The 12,161-nt window shown below is 61.1% G+C and carries 10 protein-coding genes; 7 read left to right on the top strand and 3 right to left on the bottom strand.

Annotation, left to right across the window (positions count from 1 at the left end; genetic code table 11):
- Positions 1 to 344 precede the first annotated feature (344 nt).
- The 4 genes from VGU25_15290 to VGU25_15275 all read left to right on the top strand — a co-directional run bounded on the left by VGU25_15290 (position 345) and on the right by VGU25_15275 (position 5,504).
- The gene (locus VGU25_15290) at positions 345 to 1,679 is read left to right on the top strand and encodes a M48 family metallopeptidase (GenBank protein HEV2578568.1); all 1,335 of its coding nucleotides are present in this window, start codon (positions 345 to 347) and stop codon (positions 1,677 to 1,679) included.
- A 42-nt stretch (positions 1,680 to 1,721) separates the two neighbouring features.
- Positions 1,722 to 2,060 (top strand): histidine triad nucleotide-binding protein, encoded by a 339-nt coding sequence (locus VGU25_15285; protein ID HEV2578567.1) that lies wholly within the window; start codon positions 1,722 to 1,724, stop codon positions 2,058 to 2,060.
- Positions 2,061 to 2,272: 212 nt separating this feature from the next.
- Entirely contained in the window at positions 2,273 to 2,902 is a 630-nt protein-coding gene (msrA, locus tag VGU25_15280) for a peptide-methionine (S)-S-oxide reductase MsrA (GenBank protein ID HEV2578566.1), read from the top strand.
- Between the two features lie 280 nt (positions 2,903 to 3,182).
- Entirely contained in the window at positions 3,183 to 5,504 is a 2,322-nt protein-coding gene (locus tag VGU25_15275) for a patatin-like phospholipase family protein (protein HEV2578565.1), read from the top strand.
- Between the two features lie 186 nt (positions 5,505 to 5,690).
- On the opposite strand, the gene VGU25_15270 is transcribed toward VGU25_15275, so the two are convergent.
- The 3 genes from VGU25_15270 to VGU25_15260 all read right to left on the bottom strand — a co-directional run bounded on the left by VGU25_15270 (position 5,691) and on the right by VGU25_15260 (position 8,144).
- The gene (locus VGU25_15270) at positions 5,691 to 6,266 is read right to left on the bottom strand and encodes a dihydrofolate reductase family protein (GenBank protein ID HEV2578564.1); all 576 of its coding nucleotides are present in this window, start codon (positions 6,264 to 6,266) and stop codon (positions 5,691 to 5,693) included.
- A gap of 235 nt (positions 6,267 to 6,501) precedes the next feature.
- Positions 6,502 to 7,251 carry a metallophosphoesterase family protein gene (locus VGU25_15265; protein HEV2578563.1) on the bottom strand — a complete coding sequence of 250 codons (750 nt, stop codon included), beginning with the start codon at positions 7,249 to 7,251 and terminating at the stop codon, positions 6,502 to 6,504.
- A gap of 44 nt (positions 7,252 to 7,295) precedes the next feature.
- Complete coding sequence (locus tag VGU25_15260) at positions 7,296 to 8,144, bottom strand: ABC transporter ATP-binding protein (GenBank protein ID HEV2578562.1); 849 nt, start codon at positions 8,142 to 8,144, stop codon at positions 7,296 to 7,298.
- A 68-nt stretch (positions 8,145 to 8,212) separates the two neighbouring features.
- Between VGU25_15260 and VGU25_15255 the strand changes: the two genes are divergently transcribed.
- From VGU25_15255 to VGU25_15245, 3 genes are read left to right on the top strand one after another with little or no spacing between them, the layout of a single operon-like run.
- Positions 8,213 to 9,298 (top strand): LLM class flavin-dependent oxidoreductase, encoded by a 1,086-nt coding sequence (locus tag VGU25_15255; protein HEV2578561.1) that lies wholly within the window; start codon positions 8,213 to 8,215, stop codon positions 9,296 to 9,298.
- Positions 9,299 to 9,306: 8 nt separating this feature from the next.
- A complete protein-coding gene (locus VGU25_15250) occupies positions 9,307 to 10,536 on the top strand; it encodes a hypothetical protein (GenBank protein ID HEV2578560.1) in 1,230 nt (409 codons plus the stop codon).
- A 57-nt stretch (positions 10,537 to 10,593) separates the two neighbouring features.
- Positions 10,594 to 11,904: an FAD-dependent oxidoreductase gene (locus VGU25_15245; GenBank protein ID HEV2578559.1), complete on the top strand. Its 1,311-nt coding sequence runs from the start codon at positions 10,594 to 10,596 to the stop codon at positions 11,902 to 11,904.
- Positions 11,905 to 12,161: the final 257 nt, after the last annotated feature.

Here is a 12,161-nt window from a genome sequence, read left to right as displayed (position 1 = left end):
CTCGACGTGGCAATAGCCTCTCCCGAGCACATAACGCGCAGCAATCCCGATCACCATGCGCCAACGGCGCGCAATATACCAGCCTGGGGCGCAGGGCACGCGTTTCCGTGCCCGCAGCCCCAGGTCCGCCGCGCCTGACCTGAAAGGGCTGAAGGCCCGTCCCATAGATACCGAACGCACCCATTCATCCCGCCTCCCTGAAGAAGCTTGTTTCTTCGGGGCATGGCTTCAGCCATGCCGTAAGCGCTCACAAAGAAAGGGGCTTCAGCCCCTGAGGTAAGCTTGGGCATCATTTATCTGAGCCACGTTGGACCGCACGAATCATCTCGCTCACAAGGAATCAAATGCCGAAGCGCTGTTTAGCCATACTGTGTGCAATCTTCTGCTTCATGTTTGCGGGATGCTCGCGTGAGACACCCGCGGAACACGCAGCGAACCTATACGCCGCACAGGAGATCGCCGCCGCGCCCGTGCACGGCAACCTTCCCGACTACTCGCTTCCACCGGACAAACTCACCAAGGCACAGCACCTCGCCACCGTGCACATCACCATGCACTTCGCCGACGAGATCTGGGGCATTGTCCAGATCGTGCTGCTGCTATGGCTTGGCGTAATCGCGTGGATGCGCGATCGCGCCGTTGCCATCGGACGCAACCGCTGGGCCCAAGGCTATCTATTCCTGCTGCTCTTCCTCCTCGTGTCAACGCTCCTCGAACTTCCACTCGACATGTACTCGCACCACCTCTCGCTTAAATATGGCCTCTCCGTACAGAGTTGGGCGAGTTGGTTCGGCGATCAGGGCAAGTCATTTCTGCTGAGCTGGATCATCGGCGGCCTGCTGCTGATGCTGCTGTTCTGGGTGATCCGCAGGCTGCCCCGCCGCTGGTGGCTGCTCTTCTGGGCATTCACCATTCCCATCACGATCCTCGGCATCTTCGCCATGCCGTACATCGAGCCGATCTTCAACCACTACGAGCCTCTGGCGAAAACAAATCCCGCGCTCGTCGCCAAACTCGAGCAAGTCGTGCAGAAGGGCCACATGAACATTCCGCCCGAGCGAATGTTCCTGATGAAAGCCTCCGAGAAGACCACAACCCTGAACGCTGACGTCGAAGGCTTCGGCCACTCCAAGCGCGTCGTTGTGTGGGACACGTCCATCGCGAAAGCCACACCCGACGAAATTCTCTTCATCTTCGGCCACGAGAGCGGCCACTATGTTCTGAAGCACATCGTGCGCGGCCTGATCATGAGCTTCATCGGCAGCTTCATCCTGCTCTTCCTCGGCTTCCATTTCATTCAGTGGGCGATTGCACGGTTCGGTCCGAACTGGCGGATTCCCTCGCAGCAGGATTGGGCCGCGCTGGCAGTGCTCCTCCTCGCCTTCAGCCTGTTCAGCATCTTCCTCGAGCCCATCACCAGCACGATCAGCCGCTCCACGGAGCACGCCGCCGACGTCTACGGGCAGGAGGCAATTCACGGCATCGTCGCAGACCCGCAATCCGCCGCCAAAGGCGCCTTCGACGTGCTCGGCGAAACCGGCCTCTCCGACCCGAATCCCAGCCGCTTCATCGAGTTCTGGACCTACGACCACCCCGCCATCGGCCGCCGCGCAGCCTTCGCCAAAGCCTACGACCCCTGGGCCGAAGGCATGCAGCCGAAGTACGTCAAAAAACAGTGAATTTGCATTTCTTCACTATTCACTTTTCACTATTCACTACCTATGGACTGCCTCTTCTGCAAAATCGCCTCCGGCGCCATTCCCGTCGAGCAGTTGTACGAGGACGACCGCGTCCTCGCCTTCCCCGACATCAATCCGCAGGCCCCTACCCATGTGCTTGTGATCCCGAAGCAGCACATCAGTTCGCATGCCGAAGCAGTCGCCGCCGACACCGACCTGCTCGGCCACCTGCTGTGGGCTGTCGGCGAAGTCGCCCGCGCCAAAAAACTCGATCGCGGCTATCGACTCGTCATCAACACCGGACCGGACGGCGGCCAGACTGTCGATCACATGCACCTGCATCTGCTGGGCGGCCGCGCCATGCACTGGCCCCCCGGATAACCCCGAGTTTCAGGCGCGCTATTAGCCGGCGAGTAACAGCTAAAGTACAGCTTGAGGCAGCTGTTAACTCCCTTGGTTCACCCGAATGTTGATAGTTCAGTAACAGCTCAAGTAGCAGTTGAGGCGGGTGTTAACTACCGTGGTTCATCCCGTCGGCGCATCGTGGCTGAGCTGTCCGCCATCGAATCATCGACAGCATTCAGGAGGCACACATGGCAATCGCTGGAACTCATAAGGAGCCTATCCCCGCTCCAATCAATGACATAGTCGCGCCGGAGAGCGGATGGGAAGCTGGTCAGCGCGAAACCGCGGTCTTTGCCGGCGGCTGCTTCTGGGGCGTGCAGTCGGTCTTCCAGCGGGTGAAGGGCGTGGAGAAGACGACCGTCGGCTACACGGGTGGCGCAAAGGAAACTGCTGATTACAGGGCAGTTTGCTCTGGCCGCACGGGCCATGCCGAGGCGCTCGAGATCATCTATGACCCCGAAAAGGTCAGCTACGGAACGCTGCTAAGAGTCTTCTTTTCAGTGGTTCACGATCCCACGCAGCTAAATCGCCAGGGAAACGATGTCGGCACGCAGTACCGCTCCGCGATCTTCTATACGAACGAGGAGCAGCGCGAGGTCGCCCAAGCCTATGTGAAGCAACTGGATGCCGCGCATGTCTTTCAAAAGCCTATAGTTACCGAGATCGTTCCTCTCGAACATTTCTACGTCGGCGAGGAATATCACCAGGATTATGCGATCAAAAATCCGCAGAATCCGTACATTCAGGTGTGCGATATCCCTAAGATTGCGGAGTTGGAACGGCAGTTTCCGGCGCTGTTTCACGAATACAGTCGCTGAGCTCGTCAGCGAAATTACACATTCCGCATGAGTTAGATGAGCGACTGAACCATCCGGGCGCGCGTGGTTTTGCGTCTAATCGCGGTGAATCACAAACAGAATTGGCGGTTTTTTGGGGCGTGATCTGTGTGCGATTCTGGAGCGAGGCCCAAAAATCATGTTGCAAAAAAGGCTGTTTTTTACGCGTTTTGGAGCGTTTTTGTGCGGTTTTTGCGCACTGATTTTTACGGCTGGAGGGCCATTTTGTGTCGCCCAGCAGACACAATCTTCGTCGGGACAGATGCCGCCGACACAGAAGCCGTCTGACGCGGCGACGGGAATGGGTCAGAAGAACCAGCCCGCAAAACAGGGCGAGGCCCAGAAGAGCGGACAGGATACGACCTCGCAGTCGAAGCCCGCGAGCTCCGCGGAAGAGTCGGCGAGCGGGAAGGTCCTGCGTCTGGGACCCCTGGATCCGGCGCCACCGCCGACGGGGCTGCCCACGAACCGGCCTGTAATTGGCCTGGCCCTGGGCGGAGGCGCAGCGCTGGCGATTACGGAGGTCGGTGCGCTGCAGTGGCTGGATGAGCACCATATTCCCGTCGATGTGATTGCGGGGACGAGCATGGGCTCGATCCTGGGCGCGCTGTACTCGACCGGTGTGACGCCGGAGCAGATGAAAGACGTGCTGGACCCGGCGGAGGTGAACCGGATCTTTCGCATAGGAACGTCGTACTCCGCGAAGAGCTTCCGCCGGCGTGAGGACGCGCGCGACATTCCAAACGGGATCTCGATTGGGCTGAAGCATGGGGTGTCTCTGCGGAACGCGCTGCTGACGGATTCGGGGCTGAACGAACTGCTGGACAGAGAGTTCATGCGCTACAACGACCAGATCGAGTTCAACAGTTTGCCCATCCCCTTCCGGTGCCGGGCGACGGACCTGACAGATCCCAAGAGCGTGGTGTTCTCGCGCGGGTCCCTGCAGGACGCCGTCCGCGCTTCTGCCTCTTTGCCGGGAGCCTTTCAGCCGTTCGAGATGAATGGGCATGAGTATGTGGATGGGGCAATTCTGGACAATTTGCCGACGTCGGATGTGAAGGATATGAAGGCCGATGTGATTATCGCGTTCAGCCTGCCGCTGGGCGCGGTTGGCAAGGGCGATCTGGATTCGATCGTCGGTGTGCTGCAGCGCGCGTTTGCGGTGGGCATTGAGGTGAACGAGGCGCGCGATCGCAAGCTGGCGAATGTGGTGATCATGCCGGACATCAGCGGGTTCACGGCAACCGACTACTCGAAGACGGCGGAGCTGGCGGCACGCGGATACGCAGCCACGGAGGCACACAAGGCTGAGCTGATGAAGTACGCCCTGCCCGATGACCAGTGGGAGGCGTACATGGCGAAGCGGCACGCGAAGGAGCGGCCGCCCGCGGGCACTGTGCTGACAGTGAAGGTGAAGGCGCCGACTCCGGAGGTAGCCGAGGCGGTGCATCTCAAATTCGATCCGCTGGTAAATCAGCCGGTGGATGACGCCAAGATGCGTGCGTTGCTGGCGGACGTGCGGGCTGACGGGCGATACAACGCAGACTACACGGTGGGCTATGACACGAAGGACTCCACCCGGCCGATTCTGCTGGTGGATGTGGAGGACAAGAAGAACGGACCTCCTTTCCTTGGCGTGGGTTTCAATGTGGAGGCGCAGACTGCCGGTGTGACCCGCGCTACAGTGGACAGCATTTTTATCTACCAGGATCTGGGCGGATATGGCTCGGAGTTGCGGGGGAAGGTGGATCTCGGATTTCTGACACAGGTCGAGGGCGAATACTTCCATCTGTTCGGACCCACAGGATTGTTCGTGGCACCGCGTGCGAATCTCACTCGCCAGCCGTACTACATCTATGCCGCGCCGGATTCGAGTACTCGAATCTCGGAGAGGCAGTCGCAGATTGGCGGGATCGGGGGCGACATTGGATGGACCGACACGAGGACACAGGAGTTGCGCGCCGGATGGACGATCAGCAATGTGCAGTGGCACGTAACAACCGGTGCCGACAATCTGCCGGACTACTCGGGGAAATCGCAGACAGCACGAATTCGATACGTGTATGACTCGCAGGATCGCGCGCTGGTGCCGCGTTATGGCCTGAGGGTCACGAGCAGCTTCGGATATCTCTACGACACGCCCGGAAGTCCTTCTGCACCGCAGTTCTACACACAGGTTGAAGGCGCACACACGTTTGCCGGGAAGAATGTTTTTCTGGGAAAGGTTGAAGGCGCGTCAATGTTCAATCGCAACGTCGCGGAGCCGTTCCGGTATACGCTGGGCGGACCATTGCGGCTGGCGGCGCAGTCGATTGACCAATTGCGCGGAACGGATTACTGGCTGGCCACACCCGGATATATGCACCGGATTTACGCGGCAAAACCGCCGATCAGCGGGAACATCTACATAGGCGGAACGTTTGAATTGGGACAGATGCGTGCACCGGACCAGGCGACGGTGACACGCGAGGATGTCTACTTCGGGATTGTTGCGGAGACTCCGCTGGGCGTGGTGACGATCGGGCCTGCAATCGGCTTCAACGGAGACAGGAAGTTTATGTTCACGATTGGGAGATATTTTTGAGGCAGTGAATGCTGAGTAGTGAATAGTGAGTAGTGAATAGTGAGTAGTGAATAGTGAAGAAAGGCAAGAGGCAGTTGGCGCACGCTTTTGCTTTATTCGCTATTTCCGAGGCAGTGAATAGTGAGTAGTGAATAGTGAATAGTGAAGAAAGGCAAAGGCAGTTGGCGCACGCTTTTGCTTTATTCGCTATTCATTATTCACTTCTCTCGGCACATAGCGCATCGCCACTGCTCCCGAGCCGAACTCCAGCCGGCTGACGAGCGTCAGGTCGAGAGGCTTCGACAGGCCCGCGAACAACGTTGGTCCGTGGCCCACTACCCTGGGGTGCACCACGAACTCGTACTCATCGATCAGCCCGAGCTCCGCCAACGCAAACGGGAGTTTGACGCCTCCTGTGAAGATCGTCTTGCCCGGCTGCTGCTTGAGCTGCTGAACGGCCTGCTCCAGATTGCCGCGCAGGAACTCCGCGTTCCAATCGACGCGGTCCAGGGTGCTCGAGACAACGTATTTCTTTTTCGCGTGGATTGTCCGGGCGAAGTCGAGGCCGAGCGCGAGTTTCAGCCAGTCAGGCTTCACTCCGGTCTCCGCCGGCGGCCGCCAAGCTGTCTCCATCATTTTGTAGGTTACCCGGCCAAAGAGGAGAGCATCGGCCTGCTCGATGTTCGCGATCGCGTTGCGAAATAAGTCTTCGTCCGGGGACGCTGCACGATGATCGCAGCAGCCGTCCAGGGTGACGTTGATGGAATAGCGAAGGGGGCGCATGAGGGAAAGGTACGGCCGGGTGGGGTTCCAAGGGGGTGAATAGTGAATAGTGAATAGTGAATAAAACAAAAGCGCGTTTGCGATCAGTTTCGAGATGCGAGTTTCGAGTTGCGAGTTAAGGCAACAGCAAAGGCAACGGCAACAGCAGATCCCCTTCGGGGATGACAGAAAGAAAGGCAACGGCAAAAGCAACAGCGGCGATGTAGTGCTTCTTTTATTCGCTACTCACTATTCACTACCTGCCCGCCCTGAGACGGGAGGCGAGGCGTTCCGGCAGGTGCGCGTTGCGGATGGCTTGTTGCGCGCCGGCGACGTCGTAGGGGATGCGGAAGAAGGTGACGCGATCGGCGGCGGTGTCGTAGATGGCGAAGCCGGCGCGCCAGTCGGCGTCGCGAGGCTGGCCGACGGAGCCTGGGTTGATGAGGTGACGTGAGCCCACGGGAACGTCGATCGAGAACTGCTCCGGTTCGCTCTGCGTGTTGTAGATGGGGCGAATCTCCTGCCACTCGGGAGCGTGTTGCGAGAAGGCTCCCTGCACGTGGGTGTGGCCGAAGAAGGTGATCTCGGTAGACATTCGCTGCAGAGGCGACCAGGCGTCGCGCATGGAGATGATGTAGTGGTCTTCGTTGAGCGGAGATCCGTGGGCGCAGAGCGCGCGCTCCGAGGCGAGGACGGGGCCCTGCGGCATGGCGCGCAGCCACGCGAGATTTGCGGGCGTGAGATTACGGTGGGTCCAGGCGGCGGCTTCGGCGGCGATGGGGTTGAAGCCTTGCGAGCTGGTGAGGCCGCAGCAGACGCGATCGTGATTGCCGCGCACGTTGATGCGCGCGAGCGGGCGGATGGTGTCGATGACCTCGTTGGGATTGGCGCCGTAGCCAACGGTGTCGCCGAGATTCCAGAGCTCGTCGAATGAACCGGCCGCGGCGAGCACGGCCTGGAGAGCCTGGAGGTTGCCGTGGATGTCGGAGACGACGAGAGCGCGCATAAGGAGTTAGGGGTTAGGGGTGAGGAGTTAAGAAGGGCGGCTTGTCAGGCTCTTGAGAGTGTAGCTAAAGGCTCGTCTCGTGGTGTGCGCATGGAGGGGACGGAGGCGAGGAGCTGGCGTGTGTAGTCGTGCTGGGGTGCGGTGAGGACCTGTTGGGTGGGACCGTGCTCGACGATGCGGCCGTGGCGCATGACGAGGATGCGGTCGGCGATCTGGCCGACGACGGCGAGGTCGTGCGAGATGAAGAGCATGGAGAGGCCGTGCTCGGCGCGGAGGCGCTTGAGGAGTGCGATGATCTGCGCCTGCACGGTGACGTCGAGTGCGGTGGTGGGCTCGTCGGCGATGAGGAGGCGCGGGCGATTGATGAGCGCCATGGCGATCATGATGCGCTGGCGCTGGCCGCCGGAGAACTGATGCGGGTAGTCGCGGAGGCGGCGCTCTGGGTCGGGGAGCGCGACCTCGTGGAGCGCGGCGAGGACGCGTTGGTTGAGTTCGGCGCGAGGGATGCGTGGGTGGTGCGCGAGGACGGCTTCGGCGATCTGGCGGCCGACGCGCATGACCGGATTAAGCGCGGTCATGGGCTCCTGAAAGATCATCGCGATGGAGCGGCCGCGGTGTGCGCGCATGTGACCTTCGCTGAGGGTGAGGAGGTCTTCTGGGTTGTTGTCTGCTGCGGTGAGTTGGAGGTTGCCGGTGATGGTGGCGGTGGGCGGGAGGAGGCGAAGCAGCGCGAGCGAGGTCGCGGATTTGCCGGAGCCGGATTCGCCGACGAGGCCGAGGGTTTCGCCTGGCGCGATGTCGAAGGAGATGCCGTGGACGGCTTCGCGGCCGGAGAAGGCGATGCGGAGATCGCGCGCGGCGAGCAGCGGGGCCGGGGAGGGTGCAGAAGTCACTGAGGCGAGGATATCGGATGTGGGGTCCGGGCGTGGAGCGTGGGGTGGGGTGGCGACATCCAATCGGCATGAGCGCAGGGATACGGCTGTCGGTGCTGGACCAGTCGCCGGTGCCGGCGGGAGCGACGCCGGGGCAGGCGCTGGAGAATTCGCTGGATTTGGCGCGGCATGTGGATGCGCTGGGATACACGCGGCTGTGGTACTCGGAACACCATGCGATGGATCTGCTGGCGTGTACGGCGCCGGAGATCCTGGTGGCGCGCGCGGCGGGGGCGACGGAGAGGATCCGTGTGGGGTCGGGCGGCGTGATGCTGCCGCACTATTCGCCGTATAAGGTGGCGGAGGTGTTTCGCACGCTGGAGGCGATGTTTCCGGGCAGGATCGATCTGGGGATCGGGCGGGCGCCGGGTGGCGGTCAGTTGGAGATGCATGCGCTGCGACGGACGCGGCAGGGGCCGATGGTGGATGACTTTCCGCAACAGCTGGCGGAGCTGCGGGCGTTTCTGCATCCGGAGCGGTTTCCGGCAGGGCACGCGTTTGCGCGGCTGCGGGTGGCTCCGGCGAGCGAGGGAGCGCCGGACGTGTGGCTGCTGGGGTCGAGCATGTGGTCGGCGGTGGCGGCGGCGCAGGAGGGTCTGCCGTATGCGTTTGCACACTTCTTTTCGGCGCAGGGAACGCGGCAGGCGATCGACTATTACCAGCGGAACTTTGTGCCTGGGCCAGACCGGAGCGAGCCCGAGGCGACGATTGCGATTGGGGCGATTTGCGCCCCCACGCAGGAAGAGGCAGAGCATTTGCATGCGTCGGTGCGGCTGCTGCAGCGACGAATCAGGCAGGATGACCGCAGGCCGGTGGCGGCACCGGAAGATGCGCTGCGGGAGCTCGAGGCTGGACCGGCGGTGCCGAATCCGCTGCTGTCGTTCAGCATTGGGTCGCTGGATCAGCCGGAATCGGAGTTTCCAAGATATGTGGTCGGGACACCGGAGCGCGTGGCGGAGGAGCTCACAGGCATTGCGCGGGAGTTGGAGATCGGGGAGCTGATCGTGAACACGATTACGCACTCGCATGAGGCAAGGAAGCGGAGCTATGCGCTGCTGGCCGAGGCGATGGGATTGGTCGCGAATGCTTCTGAGGCTGTCGTTCAGCGTGTATAACGTTCCGCATGCGCCGTGCGGGCCGGATTGTGTTGCGGATTTTGTGGATCTCGCTGGCTTCGGTTGCCGTATTGGTTGTGCTCGCGTTCGGGTTGATACGGGCACAGGAGTATGTGTTTCGGCATCGCTCGGAGCGATTGCTTGCGGATTTTCAGTCGATCCGGCTGCACCGGAGCAAGTGGGCGGACGCACAGGTGCTGATGCGGCGCTGGGGTGCGTGGGGACATTACGACGGCACGTGTACCGCGATGGAGTGCGCGTACAGGATCACGCTGGAGAACGATGGTTTGCGGTGGATGAAGAGACTGCCCATTTCGGCGGAACGCGGGTATGAGCGGCTTGCCCGCCCATACGATGCGATGGTGGTCTCGTTTCTTGTGCAGGACGGAGCTATCTGGCGAAACAGCATTGAACTGGTTGTCGATGTCGCCCCGCGTAAGGGGGAAGATGATCCGGGCTATGTGATGTTCCTAGTCGCCCGGGCAAATGATTCTCTGGGATCCAACCTGGACCAGGAGAACGGACCAAGGCCGGTGATGGGAGACGAAGAGCAACTGGCGCGCCATCCCGACTACAAGGCCGGTCGGCCGGGAGCGTGCGAGGGATGCGTGTTAGCTGAGGTGACGTTTACGCCATATCTTGCTCCTTCTACGCTTCGTGAACTAACGGCGTACAACCTCTCGTGCCTGACGCGTCTTGTGCATCCCTGCGTTAATCTGCCCGATGTTCTGCCAATCGCGCGAGAGTGGCATTTCTATCCGTGGACCGAGGGCGGAGTGAAAACTCCTGAAAAGCCGGCCTCGGTTAAAGCGTGCGATGTTCCGCTGTATGCCGTCGGCCGCGATGCCGACAAGGTCGCGGTTGTGGATGTGCTTTCGAGAGGAACGAAGAAAGACGTTTACGTTTACCCCGCAGGCGACCGGACCGATGAGCACGAGACCGCGACCGTGCAGATCCGCTCGACCTTGAAAGGCAAGGCAATCTGGCCGGATGGAGCCATCGTCAAAGCCGAGCCGAAGGTTTACGACGAGAACGAACCTTCCGAAGCGGGAGAACACTTTCAACCGGGCAAGCGATACATCATGATCGCCGAAGAGGCCGAAGACCGTTTTCACTTCATCACGCCGTGGTGCGGTGTCTTCGAGGACACGCCCGAGGCTCGGCAGGAGCTTCAAAAGGGGTTCGCGGAGAACGATCGCCTCAGACGAACCGCAGCCGCCGCAAAGCTGGGATGGTGAGCCGTCCGTTGCGTAACAGACGAATCGCCGGGCTCTGTTCCACGTAAAATTCCTGTGATGTCCTTCGACTATGACGTTTTGATTGCCGGTGCGGGGCCGGCTGGATGTGCCGCGGCATATGACCTGGCGCGCGCGGGCAAGCGTGTGCTGATGCTCGACCGCCGGACGTTTCCGAGGCACAAGGCGTGCGCGTGCGGGCTGACGCGGAAGACGCTGCGGGCGCTGCGGTATTCCGTAGATCCAGTGGTGGAGCGGGTGTGCCGCGAGGTGGTGCTGCAGGAGGCAGGGCCGCAGTTTCATGAGGGCGTTCGTGTTGCGGACAAGAGCTGCGAGGTGCGGCTGCGCACGCGCAACGCGATCTGCGCGATGGCGGTGCGCGAGAAGTTTGACGCGTTCTGCCTGCAGCAGACGCTGGCTGCCGGCGCCGAGATGAGAAAGATCGATGCGATTGTTGCGGTGCGCGAATCGCGGGAGCGGGTTGAGATTGAAGTTGCGACGGGCGACGGAACCACAGCGACACTGCGCGCTCCGGTGCTGATTGGTGCGGATGGATCGAACGGGCAGATGCGGAGGCTGGCGGCGGGGCTGGATGCGCAGCGGGATGAGTTGGGCTATGAGTTGCGCAATGGGGCCTGGATTGAGAGCAGGACTACGGAGTTGCCGAACGAACCTGCCTGGTACGCGCGAGGATTTGCGATGGAGGCGACGGTGCCTTTTGAGGTGCTGCCGCGCGAGTTGCCCGCCGGAGATGCACCGCATGACCTCGTGTTTGATTTTGCTCCGATTGCGGGCGGCTATGGTTGGCTGTTTCCGAAAGGCGATCACATCAATGTGGGTGTCGGCGGGTTTGTGCCCAAGGATCGAGCTGAAAATGCCGATGCAATGAACTATGAGAATGTGACGCGGGGATTGCTGGAGAACTATACACGGCAGAAGCTCGGCGTGGAACTGAGCGAGGTGCAGGCACATGTGTCGGGGCAGCATCTGGGGCTGGGCGGACACACGTATGTGCCGCGCGGGCGGGTGTTGCTGGCAGGAGATGCGGCGGGATTGGTGGACCCGTTGACCGGCGAGGGGATTCATTCGGCGATTGTGAGCGGGCAGGCAGCGGCAGCCGCTGTGATGAAGTGTGAAGATGCAGACGGTGCTTCACTGAGCGCGGAGTATGCAGAGCGGCTGAAGGAGCTGCAGGCGATGCTGGCGTTCTCAAGCGATGCGGCGAAGAGCTTTTATCGGGAGCCGGGGCGGGGGTTTCGCGTGGTGCGCAAGAGGCTGCTGCAGCAGTTGATGCTGAAGACGTATGCGGATGGATTGCCCTATGCGAAGCTGCTGGCAGGAATACGCGCGATGGCGAAATCGGTATCGTGACGAATTGCATTGACGTCAATGTATTGCATTCCCTGGCGTTCCCTCAGGGGCTAAAGCCCTCTTGCTGGGTGCTGACTATGGCACGGCTGAAGCCGTGCCCCTTCACTAAACGCACTCGGTTCATGTGGGCTGCTGCACCCGCTTCATGTGCGCTGAAGCCGCGCCCTTAACGAAGCGCTTTCGCTCATGTGGGATTTCAGTGGAGCATGAGGGTCCTGCGGGCATGAGGCGTGAGCCTAGCATCGAGCGTGGGCCGA

This window comes from Acidobacteriaceae bacterium, from assembly GCA_035944135.1.
GTDB lineage: Bacteria > Acidobacteriota > Terriglobia > Terriglobales > Acidobacteriaceae > Granulicella.
The sequence above is the reverse complement of the archived record's forward strand: the minus strand, read 5'-3'. Positions and strand labels throughout refer to the sequence as shown.

Coding starts and splice junctions, on each gene's coding strand:
- VGU25_15290 (HEV2578568.1), top strand. CDS start 345: ATGCCGAAGCGCTGTTTAGCCATACTGTGTGCAATCTTCTGCTTCATG.
- VGU25_15285 (HEV2578567.1), top strand. CDS start 1,722: ATGGACTGCCTCTTCTGCAAAATCGCCTCCGGCGCCATTCCCGTCGAG.
- msrA (HEV2578566.1), top strand. CDS start 2,273: ATGGCAATCGCTGGAACTCATAAGGAGCCTATCCCCGCTCCAATCAAT.
- VGU25_15275 (HEV2578565.1), top strand. CDS start 3,183: ATGCCGCCGACACAGAAGCCGTCTGACGCGGCGACGGGAATGGGTCAG.
- VGU25_15270 (HEV2578564.1), bottom strand. CDS start 6,266: ATGCGCCCCCTTCGCTATTCCATCAACGTCACCCTGGACGGCTGCTGC.
- VGU25_15265 (HEV2578563.1), bottom strand. CDS start 7,251: ATGCGCGCTCTCGTCGTCTCCGACATCCACGGCAACCTCCAGGCTCTC.
- VGU25_15255 (HEV2578561.1), top strand. CDS start 8,213: ATGAGCGCAGGGATACGGCTGTCGGTGCTGGACCAGTCGCCGGTGCCG.
- VGU25_15250 (HEV2578560.1), top strand. CDS start 9,307: ATGCGCCGTGCGGGCCGGATTGTGTTGCGGATTTTGTGGATCTCGCTG.
- VGU25_15245 (HEV2578559.1), top strand. CDS start 10,594: ATGTCCTTCGACTATGACGTTTTGATTGCCGGTGCGGGGCCGGCTGGA.